Origin of the sequence: Pseudalgibacter alginicilyticus (genome assembly GCF_001310225.1) — a bacterium.
Lineage (GTDB): Bacteria > Bacteroidota > Bacteroidia > Flavobacteriales > Flavobacteriaceae > Pseudalgibacter > Pseudalgibacter alginicilyticus.
On the sequence record NZ_CP012898.1, the window covers coordinates 3116210 to 3136982 of the forward strand.

14 protein-coding genes are annotated in these 20773 nt (G+C 33.3%); all 14 read left to right on the top strand.

Features of this window, described 5'->3' with window-relative positions:
* Positions 1-6: 6 nt before the first annotated feature.
* Positions 7-537 (top strand): DUF3341 domain-containing protein, encoded by a 531-nt coding sequence (locus tag APS56_RS12915; RefSeq protein WP_054728978.1) that lies wholly within the window; start codon positions 7-9, stop codon positions 535-537.
* A gap of 8 nt (positions 538-545) precedes the next feature.
* Entirely contained in the window at positions 546-1097 is a 552-nt protein-coding gene (locus APS56_RS12920) for a c-type cytochrome (protein ID WP_054728982.1), read from the top strand.
* Between the two features lie 24 nt (positions 1098-1121).
* Entirely contained in the window at positions 1122-2450 is a 1329-nt protein-coding gene (locus tag APS56_RS12925) for a hypothetical protein (protein ID WP_054728984.1), read from the top strand.
* 30 nt (positions 2451-2480) lie between these two features.
* Positions 2481-3548: a cytochrome c oxidase subunit II gene (locus APS56_RS12930; RefSeq protein WP_054728987.1), complete on the top strand. Its 1068-nt coding sequence runs from the start codon at positions 2481-2483 to the stop codon at positions 3546-3548.
* 27 nt (positions 3549-3575) lie between these two features.
* On the top strand, positions 3576-5369 hold the full coding sequence (locus APS56_RS12935; RefSeq protein WP_054728990.1) for a cytochrome c oxidase subunit I: 1794 nt from the start codon (positions 3576-3578) through the stop codon (positions 5367-5369).
* Between the two features lie 230 nt (positions 5370-5599).
* On the top strand, positions 5600-10282 hold the full coding sequence (locus APS56_RS12940; RefSeq protein WP_054728993.1) for a gliding motility-associated C-terminal domain-containing protein: 4683 nt from the start codon (positions 5600-5602) through the stop codon (positions 10280-10282).
* Positions 10283-10308: 26 nt separating this feature from the next.
* Positions 10309-11265 (top strand): PorP/SprF family type IX secretion system membrane protein, encoded by a 957-nt coding sequence (locus APS56_RS12945; RefSeq protein ID WP_054728996.1) that lies wholly within the window; start codon positions 10309-10311, stop codon positions 11263-11265.
* Positions 11266-11284: 19 nt separating this feature from the next.
* A complete protein-coding gene (locus APS56_RS12950) occupies positions 11285-13183 on the top strand; it encodes an OmpA family protein (RefSeq protein WP_054728998.1) in 1899 nt (632 codons plus the stop codon).
* A gap of 115 nt (positions 13184-13298) precedes the next feature.
* Positions 13299-14321 carry a Holliday junction branch migration DNA helicase RuvB gene (gene ruvB, locus APS56_RS12955; protein WP_054729001.1) on the top strand — a complete coding sequence of 341 codons (1023 nt, stop codon included), beginning with the start codon at positions 13299-13301 and terminating at the stop codon, positions 14319-14321.
* Positions 14322-14369: 48 nt separating this feature from the next.
* Entirely contained in the window at positions 14370-15293 is a 924-nt protein-coding gene (gene queG / locus APS56_RS12960; RefSeq protein ID WP_054729005.1) for a tRNA epoxyqueuosine(34) reductase QueG, read from the top strand.
* 132 nt (positions 15294-15425) lie between these two features.
* Positions 15426-16334, top strand: a complete 909-nt coding sequence (locus APS56_RS12965) for a hypothetical protein (protein WP_236778421.1) — start codon at positions 15426-15428, stop codon at positions 16332-16334.
* Positions 16335-16491: 157 nt separating this feature from the next.
* Complete coding sequence (locus tag APS56_RS12970; protein ID WP_054729010.1) at positions 16492-17691, top strand: sensor histidine kinase; 1200 nt, start codon at positions 16492-16494, stop codon at positions 17689-17691.
* A 148-nt stretch (positions 17692-17839) separates the two neighbouring features.
* Positions 17840-20131, top strand: a complete 2292-nt coding sequence (locus APS56_RS12975; protein WP_054729013.1) for an NADP-dependent malic enzyme — start codon at positions 17840-17842, stop codon at positions 20129-20131.
* A gap of 55 nt (positions 20132-20186) precedes the next feature.
* Positions 20187-20768, top strand: a complete 582-nt coding sequence (ruvA, locus tag APS56_RS12980; protein ID WP_054729015.1) for a Holliday junction branch migration protein RuvA — start codon at positions 20187-20189, stop codon at positions 20766-20768.
* The last annotated feature ends 5 nt before the right edge of the window (positions 20769-20773 follow it).

Consider the following 20773-nt stretch of genomic DNA (forward strand, 5'->3'; position numbering starts at 1 on the left):
TAGTCAATGGAAGCTTCAAAAGTTATTCACGCTATTTATACCGATGATGATGTATTAATGTCTGCTGTTAAAAAGGTTAAGGCAGAGAGATTTCACATTGAAGAGATTTATACCCCGTTTCCAGTTCATGGATTAGATAAAGCTATGGGGTTAGCACCAACACGTATAGCTATAACAGCATTTATATATGGTTTGATTGGTTTAACAGTAGCAATAGTTATGATGAATTTCATAATGATTGAAGATTGGCCTCAAGATATTGGAGGAAAGCCAAGTTTTAGTTACATTGAAAACATGCCAGCATTCGTTCCTATTATGTTTGAGCTTACCGTTTTCTTTTCCGCACACTTAATGGTAATTACTTTTTACTTACGTAGTAGAATGTGGCCATTTAAAAATGCTGAAAATCCAGATCCACGAACAACAGACGACCATTTTTTAATGGAAATAGCAGTTGATGGAAATGCGGAAGTATTAGAGAGTTTGTTAGCAGACACAGGAGCTGTAGAAATTAATTTAGTTGATAAAGCCCATTAATAATAAATATGAAAAGCTTAATTAAAATATTAGTAATAGCAATCGTTTTAGTTGCAGTATCCTGTAACAAGAGTTCAGCACCTAATTATCAATTCATGCCAGATATGTATGAGTCTGCTGGATATGAAACTTATGGTGAAGCTGCTTTTCCAAATGGATTACAAGCACAATTACCAGCAGAAGGCAGTGTAGCAAGAGGTCATGTTCCTTTTGATATTGATAATACCATTGAAGGTTTCAACTTGGCTAAAACAAGTTTAAAAAATCCGTTAGATTCAACTCAAATTGACTTAGTAAAAGGTAAAGAGTTATACAACATTTACTGTGGTATTTGTCATGGACCTAAAGGAGATGGGCAAGGTAATCTTGTAAAACGTGAAAAAATTCTTGGTATTCCAAGCTACGATGATGTAGGTAGAGCTATTACAGAAGGAAGTACTTACCATACTATTTATTACGGCAAAAACGCTATGGGTTCTTATGCAAATCAACTTAATGAACAAGAACGTTGGCAAGTTGTGTCTTATGTGTTAAAGTTGAAATCAGATTTAGAAAAGTAAGATAGATTAAGATTATATTTAGATATGTATACATTTTCAAATAAATTAAAGACATTTTCTATTGCATTAATAATTATTGGTGCTATAGGTGTTGCTTATGGTTTTATGACATCTCATAAATCTTTTGCAGAGGTAGAAACCTTGCTTGCTGTTGAAGCACATCATGGTGGTGATCATTCTGAAGTAGCTAGTCATGATACACACGCAGGAGTTCATGCCGATGATGCAGATGTAGATGGACATAAAGAACATGTTGAACACGTGCAACACCAAATAGCTAATAGACCGTGGTCTGCTTTATACGTTGCTGCTTTTTTCTTTATGATGATTGCTTTAGGTGTTTTAGCTTTTTATGCCATTCAAATAGCGTCCCAAGCAGGATGGTCTCCAGTATTATTTAGAGTAATGGAAGGTATAACAGCTTATGTATTACCGGGTGCATTAATCGTATTAGCCATAGCTGTTGCTTCAGGAACTATTGGTCATTATAATTTGTTTATTTGGATGGACCCTGAAGTTGTGGCTCATGACAAATTAATACAAGGCAAAGCAGGATGGTTAAATATTGGTTGGTTTGCAGTTAGAGGCTTAATTTTTATTGCAGGTTGGAGTTTATACAGACATTTTTCACGTAAATTTTCAATTGCTCAAGATACAGCAGAAGATAACAGTAATTTTAAAAAATCATTCCGTATTTCAGCAGCATTCTTAGTATTCTTTATTTATTCAGAATCTATCATGTCATGGGATTGGATTATGAGTGTTGATCCACACTGGTTTTCAACATTATTTGGCTGGTATGTATTTGCTAGTATGTTTGTAAGTGGAGTTACAGTGATAGCTTTAGTTACAATATATTTAAAATCTAAAGGCGTATTAGAATTTGTAAATGAAAACCATTTACACGATGTTGCTAAATTTATGTTTGCCCTTAGTATTTTTTGGACATATTTATGGTTTTCACAATTCATGCTTATATGGTATTCAAACATTCCAGAGGAGGTTACGTATTTTGTAACGCGTTTTAATGATTATCAATTGCCATTTTTTGGTATGGTGGTTATGAATTTTGTATTCCCATTATTATTACTTATGAATGCAGATTACAAGCGCGTGCCTTGGTTTGTGGTTATGGCAGGTTTGGTAATATTATTTGGACATTATATTGATATATTTGTTATGATTATGCCAGCAACAGTAGGAGATAGATGGTTCATAGGTATTCCTGAAATAAGTTCTATATTGCTTTTTGCAGGTTTATTCATATTTGTAGTATTTACTGCTTTAACAAAAGCACCATTGCTTGTAAAAGGTTATCCTTTTAGAAAAGAAAGTGAAGAATTTCATTATTAATTAAGATATAAATAAAGACGAACGATACCAATGACTGCTTTATTAACAATTATAGTTTTAGTATTTATTTTAGTTGCCATTTGGCAAATGGTAAAGATTTTTGATTTAGCACATGCTAAAAACAAAAATTCGCAAATTGCCACAGATAAAGACAATACATTAAATGGGTATTTAATGATGGGGTTTTTAGCATTCATTTACCTTATAACCATTGTGTGTTTTGTTAAATGGGGGAACTTGCCTTTAATGTCAAATTCTGCTTCAGAACATGGGCCAACTATAGATAACTTGATGATTATCTCAATGGTCATTATTTTTATCGTTCAAACAATTACGCAATTTTTATTACATTATTTTGCTTATAAATATAAAGGTGAAAAGGGTAAAAAAGCTCTATTTTTTGCTGATAACAACAAGTTAGAAGCAATATGGACAATTATTCCAGTTATTGTTTTGGCTGGTTTGATTATTTATGGTTTGAACACTTGGATTAACATTATGGGCGTTGATGAAAGTGAAGACCCTTTAATAGTAGAGTTGTATGCGCAACAATTTAATTGGAAGGCTAGATATGCTGGTGCAGATAACACTTTAGGAAAAGCAAATGTTCGCTTAATAGATATAGATCGTGCTAATATTTTAGGTGTAGATGAAGCTGATCCTTATTCACAAGATGATATTATTACTACAGAATTATATTTGCCAGTAGGTAAACCCGTATTATTTAAAATGCGATCCCAAGATGTGTTGCACTCAGCTTATATGCCTCATTTTAGAGCACAAATGAACTGTGTGCCGGGTATGATTACTCAATTTGGATTTACACCTACGGTAACAACTGAAGAAATGCGTCAGACTCCGCAAATAATTGAAAAAGTAGCTAATATTAATGAAATTAGAGTTGAAAATAGTAAATCATTAGTAGCCAAAGGTGAAGAGCCCTTAGAGCGTTATGAATTTGATTATCTATTATTATGTAATAAAATTTGTGGTACATCACACTATAATATGCAAATGAAAATTGTAGTGGTATCTCAAGATGAATATGATTCTTGGATTAAAGAGCAAAAGGAATTCAAAAATTCTCTAATTAATTAATTAAAAAGATAAACACGATATAAGATTATGTCAGCACACGCAGATACTCACGCTCACGAAGACGACCACGGACATCATCATAAAGAAACCTTTGTAACTAAATATATATTTAGTCAAGACCATAAGATGATTGCTAAGCAGTATTTAGTTACTGGAACAATTATGGGGGTTATTGGTGTTTTAATGTCACTAATGTTTCGTATTCAAATAGCTTGGCCTCAAGAACCTAATGTTTTATTTGAAGCCTTATTAGGTAAATGGGCACCAGATGGTGTTATGGATGCAGATGTCTATTTAGCATTAGTAACTATTCACGGAACTATAATGGTGTTTTTTGTACTAACTGCAGGTTTAAGTGGTACATTCAGCAATTTGTTGATTCCATTACAAATTGGAGCTCGAGACATGGCTTCTGGATTCTTAAACATGGTTTCTTACTGGTTGTTTTTCCTGTCTTGTATTATTATGGTAGCTTCCTTATTTGTTGAGGCTGGACCAGCTGCTGCAGGTTGGACAATTTATCCACCATTATCTGCATTGCCTATGGCTTCAGGTGGTTCTGGCCTGGGTATGACTTTATGGTTAGTATCTATGGCTATTTTTATTGCTTCATCATTATTAGGATCTTTAAATTACGTTGTAACGGTTATAAATTTACGAACTAAAGGAATGTCAATGACAAGGTTACCACTTACAATTTGGGCGTTTTTTGTTACCGCTATTATAGGTATCGTTTCATTTCCAGTATTATTATCGGCGGCCTTACTATTGATAATGGATAGAAGTTTTGGAACCTCATTCTTTTTATCAGATATATTTATTCAAGGTGAAGTATTGCATTACCAAGGAGGATCACCAGTATTGTTTGAACATTTATTTTGGTTTTTAGGGCACCCTGAGGTATATATTGTAATATTGCCTGCTATGGGACTTGTTTCTGAAATAATGGCATCAAATTCACGTAAACCAATTTTTGGATACCGTGCCATGATTACTTCTATTTTAGCCATTGCATTCCTCTCAACTATTGTATGGGGGCATCATATGTTTGTTTCAGGTATGAATCCATTTTTAGGATCTGTATTTACTTTTACTACCTTATTGATTGCAATACCATCTGCGGTAAAAGCCTTTAACTGGATTACAACACTTTGGAAAGGGAATTTGCAGATGAATCCTGCTATGTTGTTTTCCATAGGTTTTGTATCAACTTTTATAACAGGAGGTTTAACAGGAATTATTTTAGGTGACAGTGCGCTTGATATAAACGTACATGATACATACTTTGTAATTGCACATTTTCACTTGGTAATGGGAATATCTGCCCTTTATGGTATGTTTGCAGGTATTTACCATTGGTACCCAAAAATGTTTGGACGTATGCTAAATAAAAACTTAGGTTACATCCATTTTTGGATAACGGCTGTCTGCGCTTATGGGGTGTTTTTTCCAATGCACTTTATAGGAATGGCTGGTTTACCTCGTCGTTATTATACAAATAGTGCATTCCCTTTGTTTGATGATTTAGCTAATGTAAATGTTATTATTACTATATTTGCTCTTGTAGGTGGTGTTGTTCAATTGGTATATCTATATAACTTTTTTATAAGTATATTTTATGGAGAAAAAGCAACAGAAAACCCATGGCAATCAACTACTTTAGAGTGGACGACTCCAGTAGAACATATACACGGAAATTGGCCAGGGCAAATTCCTCATGTTTATCGTTGGGCTTATGATTATAGTAAACCAGGGCATGATGTAGATTTTGTGCCTCAAAATATTCCTTTAAAAGAGGGTGAAGAAGAACTTCAGCATTAGATAAAAATCCTTTGATTATATATATTAAACCCCCTGTCTTTTTAAGACAGGGGGTTTTCGTTTAAAAAACCTTTTCTACTATTAAATTAAAAATAATTTAAAATAAATCGATGAAATACAAATAAATCAGTTAAATTGCACCATTGAATGAACCTATTATAGTTTTGACTGTGGGTAAAAGGATCATTTTTTCATTTTGCAAATAACCATTAATCTAATTTATTCCAATTATGAAAACAATAGTATCATTTAATTATGTTTTTAAAATCGGGCTTTATTTTTCGTTACTCATATGGACATCATTTATGGCTTTTGCCCAATGTCCTAATATTACACAACCGTCATCACCAATTGATATTGCTTCTGGTCTTGTGTTTTCTGATTTAGATGTCATTGCATCAGCTAGTAGTGATGTTATTTGGTATAATAGTTCTACAGGAGGTATTGTACTTAATGATAACCAATTGGTATACGAAGGCACATTTTATGCTGGCGATTTATCAGGTACTTGTGGTAGTAGGCAACCATTAATTGTAGATTTTGCAGTTCCTCCTTCAGGGTCAAATCTAGATAAGTTTTTTTGTAGTAATGATAATCCTATATTTCAAGATTATATTACTCAAATTTTACAACCAGATATTCCTGTAAGTGGTTCAGTAGAAATTTATTCAGATTTTGAATTAACAAATATTATTCAGTCTACAGATGCTATTCCTACAGGTCCTGCAGATTATTATATTATATTTAAAAATAGTTCAGGAGATCAAAGTCAAATTGAAATAGGGAGTGTTGCTGTTATAGCTAGTCCAACAGAACCAACTCCGCCAACTATTCAGGAGTTTTGTTCTGATCAAGGGCCTTTAACAATTGGTCATTTAGACCCTGGCACTACGGCTACTTTTCGTTGGTATAATAATATAGATGGATTTGGGAATACATTGCCTCCTGCACTAACATCAGGGACCGCTTTAATAGATGGTAATACATATTATGTTCAATTAGAAGGATTTTGTAAAAGTAATCCCGTACCAGTTACAGTAACGATAAATTCATCTTTTGATGCTGGCAGCTCAGCAAATTTAGGGTATTGTATAAGTGAAGTTGCAACTGTACCTCCTTTTGACTTATTTGATACATTAGGTGGTGTAAAAGACACTAACGGAAGTTGGACGGGGCCTTTGACAACAACAAATGGATATCAGGGTACAGTAGATGTTTCAACATTAACAACGGAAGGAATATATACTTTTACCTATACAGTGCCAAGTAATGGTTCATGTCCTGGAGATTTTTCTACTGTAGAGATTACTATTTTTGAAACACTAAGTTCAGGGAGTGCTTCTTTAATAACTAATCCAGCAATTTATTGTGAAAAAGATTTACCTACATCATTTGACTTGTTTACCTTATTAGATGGCAGTGAAGATTTAGGAGGACAATGGACACAAGGAGTGATTCCAGTGTCGTCAACTTTCAATTTATCAGTTTTAGTACCTGGTACAACTTATGATTTTACATATACCCAAAATGGGTTGCCAAATCCATGTTTAGAAGATTTTACAACGGTACAAGTTATAGTTTTAGAAGATCCCAAAGCAGGAACAGCAAGTAATCTAACATTTTGTGAAAATGACTTAGCTTTAAATTCACCTTTTGATTTATTCACTGCTTTAAGTGGTCAAGATAATAATTTGGGTACTTGGACAGATGCAAGTAATAACATAATATCAAATTCTATTGATATTACAGGTTTTACAGAAGCTAATAGTCCGTATCAATTTACTTATACCATTTCCAACGGCACCTGTGAGGACACGGAAACAATTTCTTTTATTATTGAACCAGCACCAGAATCAGGAACACCAGTTGCAATCTTTCCAGAATTTTGTGAAGGTTTTGCACCAACTAATTACGATTTGTTTGATTTATTAACAGATGAAGATCAATCAGGAACATGGTATATAGGTACAGATAATACAGGCTCATCAACTTCCAATCCAGTCAATTTATCAGCTTTATCAGTAGGAACTCATAATTTTACTTATGATGTAGATGCTATTGGTTCTTGTGATGATTCTTTAGTTACCGTTTCAATAACGATAAACCCACTACCAGTAACAGGAACACCATTACTAACAGTTTTTTGTGAAAATGATTTAGTAGCAAATTCACCATTAGATTTATATAGTAGATTAACCGGAGAAGATGCTGGAGGTACTTGGATAGATGATGATACATCAAATGCCTTAACAGGAAGCAGTGTCGATTTAACCTTATTGACTACAGGATTCCATAATTTCACATATAGCATTACCGATGCTAATGGATGCTCAAGTAGTTCAACCGTAACAGTTCAAGTTGAAGATGCACCAGAATCAGGAACACCAGTTGCAATCTTTTCAGAATTTTGTGAAGGTTCTGCACCAACTAATTACGATTTGTTTGATTTATTAACAGATGAAGATCAATCAGGAATATGGTATATAGGTACAGATAATACAGGCTCATCAACTTCCAATCCAGTCAATTTATCAGCTTTATCAGTAGGAACTCATAATTTTACTTATGATGTAGATGCTATTGGTTCTTGTGATGATTCTTTAGTTACCGTTTCAATAACGATAAATCCACTACCAGTAACAGGAACACCATTACCAACAGTTTTTTGTGAAAATGATTTAGTAGCAAATTCACCATTAGATTTATATAGTAGATTAACCGGAGAAGATGCTGGAGGTACTTGGATAGATGATGATACATCAAATGCCTTAACAGGAAGCAGTGTCGATTTAACCTTATTGACTACAGGATTCCATAATTTCACATATAGCATTACCGACGCTAATGGATGCTCAAGTAGTTCAACCGTAACAGTTCAAGTTGAAGATGCACCAGAATCAGGAACAGCAATTGCACCATTAGAGTTGTGTCTTTCTGAAATTACGGTAGGAAAAACAATTGATTTATTTGATTTATTAACAGGTGAAGACCAAACAGGAACTTGGAATGATGACGATGCTTCAGGAAATTTATCAGAAAATATTCTTACTGTAGATGGATTAGCAGCTGGGACTTATAATTTCACATATGATGTAAATGCTATTGGTTTTTGCGATGATGTAAATATAACTGTGAGTGTCATTATTAATGATGTAATTGCCCCAGCAGCTTTAGCAATTCAAGAATTTTGTGATAATGCTACAGTTGCCGATTTAGAGACAATTACAGGAACAACTATTAGATGGTATGATGAATCTACGGGAGGAACTGCTTTAGTCGATACAACACCTTTGCTAGATACTGAAACATATTATGCTACTCAAACAGATATAACAACAGGTTGTGAATCTGCTAACAGAAGCTTAGTCACTGTAAGTATTTACCAAACACCAAATACAGGAACACCAAATACAATAGCAATTGTAGCATGTAATGATGATAATAGTATTGACCTTTTTGCTGGTTTGGATGGTACTGAAGATATTGGTGGTGTATGGCAAGATATTGACGGTACAGGAGCTTTAATAGATAATATTTTTGATGCCACAGTGAATGGTGTAGGAACCTATCAGTTTGCATATTTTATAGCAGGTTCAGCACCTTGTGTTAATGCTAGCACAGTTATAACAGTTACTGTTGAGGAGTCTTTAAATGCTGGAGTAAACATAAATCCTACTTTAGATATTTGTAGCAACAACGGAACAATGGATTTGTTTTCGCTTTTAGGTGGGGCAGATTCAGGAGGTATATGGTCACCAGCTTTGGCAAGTACAACAGGTGTTTTTGACCCTTTGCTTGATGCTCAAGGCACTTACACCTATACTTTATCTAATGCTTGTGGAAATGTAAGCAACACTGTAGAAGTTGATGTAACCCAAGCACCAAATGCAGGAACAGATAATACAGTTTCTATTTGTGTGATTGATGGTACAACAGATTTATTTCCCTTTTTAGGTTCGGCACAATCAGGTGGAACCTGGTTTCCTGCTTTAGATAGTGGAACTGGTGAATTTAATCCTTTGGTTGACGTTGCGGGAGAATATACGTATACAGTAACAGCATTAGCACCTTGTAATCCAGAGTCAACAGCAAAAATAACTGTAATAGTTAATAATACGGTTCCACCAACGGTAGTAAATCCAAGTCCAGAATATTGTTTGGTAAACAATCCAACAGTAGAAAATTTGAATGCTACTATTAGCGCAACAGGTACTGTTATTTGGTATGCAGATGCGGCATTAACAATGCCACTAACTATTACAGAAGCACTTGTTGATGGGGAAGATTATTACGCAACACAAACAAATAGTACGGGGTGTGAATCTTCAATAGCAGTTCAAATAAATGTTACAGTTAACGATACTGTCACTCCAACTTTAGATGATGCTTCAATAGAATATTGTATTAATGATGGACCAACTATCAATACTTTATCACAGAATATAATCGAATTTGTTTCTGCTGATAATAATATTATTTGGTATGATGCTGTAAAGGATGGTTCAGTTATTTCAAGTAGTTCTATATTAACAAGCATGACATATTATGCGGCTTTGATTGATGCTGCTACTGGATGTGAAAGTAGTGTTCGATTAGAAGTAACACCAATCATTACAGCATGTGGTTTAGTGGAATTACCAGATGGTTTTTCGCCAAATGGAGATGGTATTAACGATACATATGATTATGATAATTTAGGTGTCCTATTTCCAAAATTTGAAATAGAGATTTACAATCGCTATGGAAGTTTAGTTTATAGGGGTAAAGATCAAACACCGCGTTTTGACGGCAAATCAAATCAAGGACGTACCCTTGGAAGTGGCGATTTACCTGTAGGTATGTATTATTATATTCTCAAATATAATGATGGTGTAAATAAACCGAAACAAGGAAACTTATACTTAAGCAGATAATTTTAGATAACTTTAATTTAGAATACATGAAAAATTTAAATATATATCATAAAATAGCTGCAATAATAGGTCTGATATTAATGTTCTTTCAAGGCAATGCACAGCAAGATCCACAATTCACTCAATACATGTACAATATGAGTGTTATAAATCCAGCGTATGCTACGGCAGACGAAAGTGTTTTAAACTTAGGGGGTTTGTATAGAACACAATGGGTGGGGATTGAAGGTGCTCCAAAAACAGGAACCTTTTTTGCACATACACCAATTAACGAGAAAATGGAAGTAGGGTTGACTTTTACAAATGACAATTTGGGAGATGTTGTTCAAGAGAACAATATCTATGCAGATTTTGCTTATATATTACCCATAGGATTATCAGGCAAATTGTCCTTTGGGCTTAAAGCAGGGTTTACGTTTTTTAATGCTAATTTTGACGGATTCAATTTACAATCTGGCAATACATCTACCGATATTGCATTCAATGAAAATATTAGCAAAACCTTTCCTAATTTAGGAATAGGAGCCTTTTATTTTACTGATAAATACTATATAGGATTATCAGCACCAAATATGTTAACAACAAAACATTTAGAAACTGAAAATGGCATTAAGTCAACAGGTGTTCAAAGTATTCATTACTTTTTAACGGGTGGTTATGTTTTTGATATCAATGAAGATTTAAAACTGAAACCAGCATTTATGGCAAAATCAGTGAGTAGCGCACCATTAGCGTTAGATGTTACCATAAATGTGCTAATTAATCAAAATTTGGAAGCCGGTTTAGGGTATCGTATAGACGATGCTTTTAGTGGTTTGATTGGTTTCAGAATTACTCCAGAACTAAGAATTGGCTATGCATATGATTTGACAACCTCTAATTTGAGTAATTATAGTTCTGGTTCGCACGAAATATTCATTTTGTTTGATGTGGATTTATTTGGATTTAGAGGGGGATATGACCGATCGCCAAGATTTTTCTAAACTTTAATAATAGGAAAACATGAAAAAACATACATACATATTTGCAAGTCTTTTGTTAGTTAGCGGAATTATTTTAGCACAAAAAGGAAGTATAAAACGAGCCCATAAGCTTTTTGAAATGCGTGCTTATAGTCAAGCAGCAGAAATTTACGAAACAAAACCACATACTAAAGCCGTACTTCAAAATTTGGCTGACAGCTATTATTATAATTATAATTTTGAAAATGCTATAAAAAATTATAAAGAATTATTTAATAAATATGAGGATTCCACAAATGATGATTCTATAAATAAGGAGTATTATTTTAATTATGGTCAAGCTTTAAAAGGAGTTGGGAATTATACATTAGCAGATAAGTTTTTAAGTGTATATTATAACTCAGAAGTAAATACAAAAGCATTTGTTGAAAAGAGTAACAAAACCACACCGCATTTATTTGATTTAAAATCCATAGATACTCAAGATTCAAATGGCGATTTTGGGTTGACATTTTATAATGAAAATATTTTTGCGTTTACTTCTGCAAGAAATACGGATCGTCCAAAATATTTATGGAATGAGTCTCCTTATTTAGACTTGTATTTTGGTATTTTAAATGGTTCTGTGTTAGACAGTATAAAACCATTTCCAGATGTTATAAACACAGCGTCTCATGAGAGTAATGCTATTTTTACTAAAGATGGAAAAACCATGTATTTTAACAGGACAAATACAATTGATAAAAAAATAGAGAAAAACCCAACAGGCCATATTAAAATTTATAAAGCAGAATTGGTGAATGGTAATTGGGTGAATGTAAAGGCTTTGCCTTTTACTTCAAATGAATATAGTACAGAACATCCTGCTTTAAGCAAAGATGAGAAAATACTTTATTTTGCAAGCGACATGCCAGGAACCATAGGTAGTTTTGATATTTATAAAGTAAATATCAATGAAGATGGAAGTTACGGTGAACCAGAAAATTTAGGTACTACAATTAATACCGAAAAGAGAGAACAATTTCCTTTTATTAGCGATTACAATGTGTTATATTTTTCTTCTATTGGTCATGAAGGGTTTGGTGGTTTAGATATTTTTAGAAGTAATTTGGTAAATGGAATTTTTGATAAACCAGTTAACCTTGGCATATCAATCAATAGTAGTTTAGATGATTTCGCCTATACAATAAAGGAGGAAGATAATGAAGGTTTTCTATCTTCAAATAAATCAGGAAACGATAAGATATATAGTTTTAAAAGAGAGGAAAATAGACTTACAAAACATCAATTTGAAGGGCTTGTATTAGATAAAGTAAGTAAAAAATTGCTGGAAGGTACTTTAGTAACTTTATATGATGAGTCAAACAAAGCAATACAAGATACCTTAGTAGGTAAGGAAGCTAAATATAGTTTTTTAGTAGAACCCAATAAAAAATATACAATAAAAGGTACAAGAAAGACTTACATTCCTCGAAAACTTGAGTTTTCAGCAGATATTGATGGAAATGTAATAAATAGTGTTGATTTGTCATTAGAATCTTTTGCTGATGCAGAAAAAAATATTAGGATAAATGATAAGGGTGTTATGCAAGTAGACCTTGAAAAGATATATTTTGAATTTGATAAGGAAAATATCAATGAAGGTGCTGCATTAATTTTGGATGGACTCGTTGATTTAATGAATAAATACCCATCCATGGTAATTGAAATATCAGCACATACGGATGCTAGAGGTTTTTTTACATATAATATGGAACTTTCAGAGCGTCGGGCAGCATCTACTTTAGAATATTTAGTAGAAAAAGGGATTGATAGAAAAAGATTAAAAAGCATTGGCTATGGGGAAACTAAGCCGCTAAACAAATGTGTTAGAGATCGCACATGCTTAGATGCAGAGTATGAGGTTAATCGTCGATGTGAATTTACAATTTTGAATTAACTGGATAACCAACCAAATTTTGTCCAATATTTGATGAAGCCTTTCCTAAAAGGAAAGGCTTTTTCTTTATATTTGCTTGAACCGAACTTGTTTTGGTATTAGAACACGCTATTTCATGAATGAAAACTTAGATCCAACAAACGATAATTTTTCTCCAGAAGAAATTGATGTAGAGAAAAAATTAAGACCCCTGTCATTTTATGATTTCACTGGTCAAGATCAAGTACTGGAGAATCTTCAAATTTTTGTTCAAGCTGCAAATTTGCGAAACGAAGCACTGGATCATACATTATTTCACGGTCCTCCAGGATTAGGAAAAACTACATTGGCTAATATTCTTGCAAACGAATTAAATGTTGGTATTAAAGTTACATCAGGACCTGTTCTAGATAAGCCAGGTGATTTAGCGGGCTTACTTACAAATCTTGATGAACGTGATGTGTTATTTATAGATGAAATACATCGGCTTAGTCCCATTGTAGAGGAGTATTTATATTCTGCCATGGAAGATTATAAGATTGATATCATGATTGAGTCTGGACCAAACGCACGTTCAGTACAGATCAATTTAAACCCGTTTACATTAGTTGGAGCCACTACACGTTCGGGATTGTTAACGGCACCCATGCGTGCCCGTTTTGGTATTCAAAGTAGATTACAATATTATAAAACGGATTTATTAACCACTATTGTTCAACGTAGTGCTGATATTTTAAAAGTGCCTATAACTATGGAAGCTGCTATTGAAATTGCAGGGCGAAGCCGAGGGACTCCAAGAATAGCTAATGCATTACTCCGCCGTGTTCGTGATTTTGCACAAATAAAAGGCAATGGCCACATAGATATAAAAATAGCAAGATTCAGTTTAGAAGCTTTGAATGTGGATGCGTTTGGTTTAGATGAAATGGACAATAAAATTCTTTCTACTATTATTGATAAATTTAAAGGTGGTCCCGTTGGTATTACTACTATTGCTACGGCAGTAAGTGAAAGTACTGAGACGGTTGAAGAAGTTTATGAGCCTTTTTTAATTCAACAAGGTTTTATTATGCGCACTCCTCGTGGGCGAGAAGTAACAGAGCTTGCCTATAAACATTTAGGTAAAATTAAAGGGAATATCCAAGGCGGATTATTTTAGTTTTAATTTTTATCGGGTAGCAGGCTGGGTAGAAGTCAACCCTTATATATGGACAATAAGTCAAATCGTACTAAACTCATAAAGAAAGAAGCTAAGCGGTTAGGTTTTTTATCTTGTGGTATTAGCAAAGCAGCTTTTTTAGAAGAGGAAGCTCCTCGACTCGAAAAATGGTTAAACCATAGCATGAACGGTAAAATGCAATATATGGAAAATCATTTTGATAAACGTTTAGACCCTACAAAATTGGTGGAAGGTTCCAAATCTGTCATTTCATTATTGTTAAATTATTTCCCTTCTGAAGTGCAAAAATTCGATAGTTTTAAACTGTCAAAATATGCCTACGGAACCGATTATCATTTTGTTATAAAAGATAAATTAAAATCGCTTTTAAATTTTATTCAAGATGAAATAGGTGAAGTTCATGGACGAGCATTTGTAGATTCTGCTCCAGTTTTAGATAAAGCTTGGGCAGCTAAAAGTGGCTTAGGTTGGATTGGAAAACATAGTAATTTGTTAACGCAACAAGTAGGATCGTTTTATTTTATTGCTGAACTTATTATTGATTTAGATTTGGAGTATGATTCTGTAACCACAGACCATTGTGGGACCTGTACGGCATGTATTGATGCTTGTCCTACACAAGCTATTACAGAGCCTTATGTGGTGGATGGAAGTAAATGTATTTCGTATTTAACCATTGAATTAAAAGAAAATATTCCATCGGAATTTAAAGGAAAAATGGACGATTGGATGTTTGGTTGTGATGTCTGTCAAGATGTATGTCCTTGGAACCGATTCTCCAAAATACATAACGAACCATTATTTAATCCACATCCAGAATTACTATCAATAACCAAAAAGGATTGGGAAGAGATAACAGAAGCTACTTTTAAAAAAGTGTTTAAAAAATCTGCGGTAAAAAGAACCAAGTTTGAAGGGCTAAAAAGAAATATAAAATTTCTGAATAGTTGATTATTTGGGGTGAATTATTGCTAAATTTTTATTTAACTAAAGGTTAAATCCTATTTTCAGAAAAATAAAAATATTTTGAAATCTTTGAAAAAGGTATACGACTAAATATAATTAATTAAAATTTTATAGAAAATGATGAAAACAACACATACATTCCTGACTTTATTTTTAGTATTAAGTTTTGTAGCTTGTAAAGAAGCTAATAAAAAAGAAACGAATACGGATGTTCAAATGGAAATTCCAGAAACCACTTATCATATTCCTGATGCTTGGATTCAAAAAAGAGTAGAGGCAGCAAACAAAAAACTTAATTCTACTGAAGCAGGGAAAGTATTGTGGAGTGCTATGGAGGCACATGGAGGTTTAGAAAAATGGTTTAGTAATGGCTATTTCTCTTTACGTTTTAATTACCAACCATTAAATGGAAAAGGCATTAGAGATTCTTATCAAACAATAGACACATGGAGTAATAAAGCAAGACATAATAGTGTTACAGATCCAGAATCTGTTTTTGGATGGGATGGCAACGAAGCTTGGATTAAAGCAAAAGATAGCACGTCATTTGAGTATGATACTGCCTTCTGGGCTTTAACACCTTTATATTTTTCAGGTCAACCATTTGTTTTAGATGGTGAAGGAGTTAATCTTGAGCTGCTACCAGACCAAGAATTTAAAGGCACATTACAAAAAGTAATAAAAGCTACGTATGATGCAGGAGTAGGGTCAGCACCTGATGATTATTATATTTTATATGTAAATTCAGAAACCAATTTACTGGATGCTTTTAAATATATAGTTTCCTACCCAGAATATTTTCCCAACGGAGGCCATGCCCCAGAGAAAATTACGGTTATACAAGGCACCACTAATGTAGATGGTATTGTACTTGCTACTGGTTTTAAAACCTATTGGTCTACGGATGATAAAGATGGTTTAGGGGAATATATTACTAAAATTGATGTGACAGATATGAGTTTCTCTCCAACTGTACCAGAAAACTTCTTTTCTAAACCAGCAGGTGCTGAGGTGCTTAATAAATAATAATAACTCATAATTTTTAAACGAAATAGGTTGTTTTTAGACACGATGATTATCGTTGTTATGAGTATCTAAAAAAACGTTTTGTTAATTAACAATATGTTAATAGGATTATTTCATTGAAAACGGGTTATTTGTTATAATAATAAATTCAATAATTATGGTCGCCCCAAATGAGCCAGAAAATGAATATGAAAGACTTAAGAATTTAGAGTCTTATAATATTATAGATACATTACCAGAAGTAGATTACGATAATATTACTGCAATTGCAGCTCAAATATGTGACACTCCAATTTCTCTTGTTACGCTTATTGATGATAAACGCCAATGGTTTAAATCTCACCATGGTGTAGATGCAAGCGAAACACCCAAAGAATATGCCTTTTGTGCACATGCAATTAATACGCCTAATGAGGTGTTTATCATACAAGATGCTAGAATAGATAATCGCTTTCATGATAATCCATTGGTACAAGGCGATACTCAAGTCGTTTTTTATGCAGGTGTTCCTTTGGTTAGTAAAAACGGACTTTCTTTAGGCACCTTATGTGTTATTGATCATAAGCCCAATTTACTTAGTCCGGGGCAAATAAAATCCTTGACAGCGCTTTCAAATCAAGTAATGAATTTATTAGAACTTAGGAAAAATAAATTATTATTAGAACAAACTTTAAAAAATTTAGAAGAAAAAAATGAAGCATTAGAGCGTTTTGCTTTTATTGCTGCTCATGATCTTAAATCCCCTTTGTTCAATATTTCAAGTTTAGCAGAATTATTTTTAGAAGATTATGGTTTGAAAATTGATAATGAAGGGCAAGAAATTTTAAAGGCAATTATAAGTTCATCTGATAGTTTGAATAGTTTAATAGACGGTTTACTAAGTTATAGTAGAAGTGAAAATATTTTGAGAGAAGAGAAATTGTATATAGACGTGGAAACTTTAAAAAATGATGCTTCTGGTTTTTTTGTTTCTGATTATAATTTAAAAATAACTTTAAAATCAACCATAGATTCTATTTTTGTTAATCAAACTGCCATCAATCAAATTTTAATTAATTTGTTTACTAATGCTATTAAATATAATGATAAAGATATTGTGGAAATACAGTTAGGAGTTTCAGAAAATGATACTCATTATGAGTTTTACGTTCAGGACAATGGTTTAGGTATTCCAGTGAATTTTCAAGATAAAATATTTAATATTTTTGAAAAATCAGGTTTTGATAAATTTGGAAATCCAGGGAATGGTATAGGTTTAGCAACTGTAAAGAAAATAGTTGAAAAGTCAGGTGGAGCAATAACGGTGGGGTCTGAGTTAGGTAAAGGATCTAAATTTATTTTTACACTTAAAAAATAAATCTTCACATTTGTAGGAGTATTTTTTCGGTTTTTCTTAAAAATTAAAGAAATTTCTTGTTTCAAAAAGACCCATCAATTTTTTAAAAGATTAGCTATTACCTTGATAGTATTATTATCTTTGTGTTTTTCTTATAATACACAAAAATATGAGTAAACAGAGCAAGCGTATTGAGGCCCTTATATATCACGCGAAGCCAACCCCAGGGAAAATTAAAGTAGTTCCAACAAAAAAATATGCCACTCAACGAGATTTGTCTCTTGCCTATTCTCCGGGAGTAGCTGAGCCTTGTTTGGAGATTGAAAAAGATGTAAATAACGCCTATAAATACACCGCAAAAGGAAATTTAGTGGCCGTTATTTCTAATGGAACAGCAGTTTTAGGTTTAGGTAATATTGGGGCATTGGCAGGGAAACCTGTTATGGAAGGTAAAGGTTTATTGTTTAAGATTTTTGCTGATATAGATGTGTTTGACATTGAGGTGGATACTGAAAATGTTGAAGAATTTATTGCTACTGTAAAAAATATTGCACCAACTTTTGGAGGAATCAATCTTGAAGATATTAAAGCGCCTGAAGCGTTTGAAATTGAAAGACGCTTAAAAGAAGAATTAGATATTCCTGTAATGCATGATGATCAGCATGGAACGGCCATTATTTCGGCAGCGGCCTTGTTAAATGCTGTAGAAATAACTAAAAAGAAAATTGATGAAGTAAAAATAGTTATTAGTGGTGCTGGTGCTGCTGCTATTTCATGTTCTCGTTTGTATCAAGCTTGTGGTGCTAAACGTGAAAATATGGTCATGTTAGACAGTAAAGGTGTTATCCGAAAGGATAGAGAAAATTTAACTTCTGAAAAAGCTGAATTTGCTACAGATAGAAAAATTGACACCTTAGATGAAGCAATGTTAGATGCCGATGTATTTATTGGTTTGTCTATGGCCGATATTGTTACGCCAGCCATGCTGTTAAGTATGGCAAAAGATCCTATAGTCTTTGCAATGGCTAATCCTAATCCTGAAGTAGATTATGATTTAGCGGTTGCAACCCGTAAAGATATTATTATGGCAACAGGTAGGAGTGATCATCCTAATCAGGTGAATAATGTATTAGGATTTCCTTTTATTTTTAGAGGCGCTTTAGATGTTCGTGCAACAAAAATTAATGAAGCCATGAAAATGGCAGCTGTGAAAGCTTTAGCACGATTGGCTAAAGAAACAGTACCAGAACAGGTAAATATTGCCTATGGAGAAACTCGATTGGTATTTGGTAAGGAATATATCATCCCTAAACCATTTGACCCCCGTTTAATTGCTGAAGTGCCTCCTGCTGTGGCAAAAGCAGCAATGGATAGTGGTGTAGCCAAAGAACCTATTTTAGATTGGGAAAAATATAAAGATACGTTATTAGAGCGTTTAGGTTCTGATAATAAAATGGTTAGAATGCTACTGAATCGAGCAAAAATAAACCCTAAACGTGTTGTTTATGCAGAAGCAGATCACCTTAAGGTATTAAAGGCAGCTCAAATAGCTTATGAAGAGGGCATTGCTTTTCCTATTCTTTTAGGAAGAAAAGATGTGATACAGCGGTTGATGGCTGAAATTGAATTTGATGCTGATGTTCCCATTATTGACCCAAAATCTGATGAAGAAAACGAGCGTAAAAATAAATATGCTAAGGTATATTGGCAACAACGTAAACGTCGAGGAATTACATATTATTCTGCTCAAAGATTGATGAGAGAACGTAATTATTTTGCGGCAATGATGGTCAATGAAGGGGATGCCGATGCGCTTATTTCAGGATACTCTCGTAGTTATCCAACGGTGGTTAAACCAATGTTGGAACTTGTTGGTATGGCTAAAGGAATTACACGTGTGGCAACAACCAATTTAATGATGACTAAACGTGGGCCTTTATTTTTAAGTGACACATCAATAAATATAGATCCAGATTCCAAAGATTTGGCAATAATAGCACAAATGACATCTGAAGTTGTTAGAATGTTTGGATTGGAGCCGGTAATTGCTATGACATCTTACTCTAATTTTGGATCATCACAAAGTCCAAGAGCTACTAAAGTCAGAGAAGCAGTAGCTTCTTTACACAGGCATTTTCCTGATATGGTCGTTGATGGTGAGTTGCAAACAGATTTTGCTTTAAATAGTGAAATGCTTTCAGATAAATTTCCGTTTTCAAAATTAGCAGGAAAAAAAGTCAACACTTTAGTGTTTCCTAATTTAGATACAGCAAATATTACTTATAAGCTATTAAAAGAATTGAATGAAGCTGAATCCATAGGGCCAATTATGATGGGTATGAATAAACCTGTTCATATACTTCAAATGGATGCCAGTGTGGACGAAATAGTAAACATGACGGCGATTGCTGTTATTGATGCACAGCAAAAACAAATAGAAAATAATAAAGCCATAAAGTAAGATATTTGTAGTGCAAATAAATTCCTTACATTTGGTGGTAAAGCAATAGAATTAAATGATAACACATATTCAGGGAAAACTTGTTGAGAAAAATCCAACAGATGTTGTTATTGATTGTAATGGAGTAGGGTATTTGCTGAATATTTCATTGCATACCTATTCTAAAATTCTCAATCAAGAGCATTTAAAATTATTCACGCATCTTCAAGTTAAAGAAGATGCGCATACCTTGTATGGATTTTCATCTTTAGCAGAGCGTGAAATATTTAGGCTTTTAATTTCAGTAAGTGGTATTGGAGCAAGTATTGCTCGTACCATGTTATCGTCATTAACACCTAAACAGGTAAGAGAAGGGATTGCTACTGGAGATGTGGCTTTAATTCAATCTATAAAAGGAATAGGAGCAAAAACAGCACAACGTGTTATTATCGATTTGAAAGATAAAATCTTAAAAATTTACGATATAGATGAGGTTTCTGTTTCAAAAGGCAATATGAACAAAAATGAGGCGTTATCAGCATTAGAGGTGCTAGGATTTGTTAAAAAACAGGCAGAACGCGTAGTCGATAAAATTGTTGCCGCCCAACCAGATGCTAATGTTGAAACCATTATTAAGTTAGCTTTAAAAAATTTATAATAGAT

Coding starts and splice junctions, on each gene's coding strand:
- APS56_RS12915 (WP_054728978.1), top strand. CDS start 7: ATGGAAGCTTCAAAAGTTATTCACGCTATTTATACCGATGATGATGTA.
- APS56_RS12920 (WP_054728982.1), top strand. CDS start 546: ATGAAAAGCTTAATTAAAATATTAGTAATAGCAATCGTTTTAGTTGCA.
- APS56_RS12925 (WP_054728984.1), top strand. CDS start 1,122: ATGTATACATTTTCAAATAAATTAAAGACATTTTCTATTGCATTAATA.
- APS56_RS12930 (WP_054728987.1), top strand. CDS start 2,481: ATGACTGCTTTATTAACAATTATAGTTTTAGTATTTATTTTAGTTGCC.
- APS56_RS12935 (WP_054728990.1), top strand. CDS start 3,576: ATGTCAGCACACGCAGATACTCACGCTCACGAAGACGACCACGGACAT.
- APS56_RS12940 (WP_054728993.1), top strand. CDS start 5,600: ATGAAAACAATAGTATCATTTAATTATGTTTTTAAAATCGGGCTTTAT.
- APS56_RS12945 (WP_054728996.1), top strand. CDS start 10,309: ATGAAAAATTTAAATATATATCATAAAATAGCTGCAATAATAGGTCTG.
- APS56_RS12950 (WP_054728998.1), top strand. CDS start 11,285: ATGAAAAAACATACATACATATTTGCAAGTCTTTTGTTAGTTAGCGGA.
- ruvB (WP_054729001.1), top strand. CDS start 13,299: ATGAATGAAAACTTAGATCCAACAAACGATAATTTTTCTCCAGAAGAA.
- queG (WP_054729005.1), top strand. CDS start 14,370: ATGGACAATAAGTCAAATCGTACTAAACTCATAAAGAAAGAAGCTAAG.
- APS56_RS12965 (WP_236778421.1), top strand. CDS start 15,426: ATGATGAAAACAACACATACATTCCTGACTTTATTTTTAGTATTAAGT.
- APS56_RS12970 (WP_054729010.1), top strand. CDS start 16,492: ATGGTCGCCCCAAATGAGCCAGAAAATGAATATGAAAGACTTAAGAAT.
- APS56_RS12975 (WP_054729013.1), top strand. CDS start 17,840: ATGAGTAAACAGAGCAAGCGTATTGAGGCCCTTATATATCACGCGAAG.
- ruvA (WP_054729015.1), top strand. CDS start 20,187: ATGATAACACATATTCAGGGAAAACTTGTTGAGAAAAATCCAACAGAT.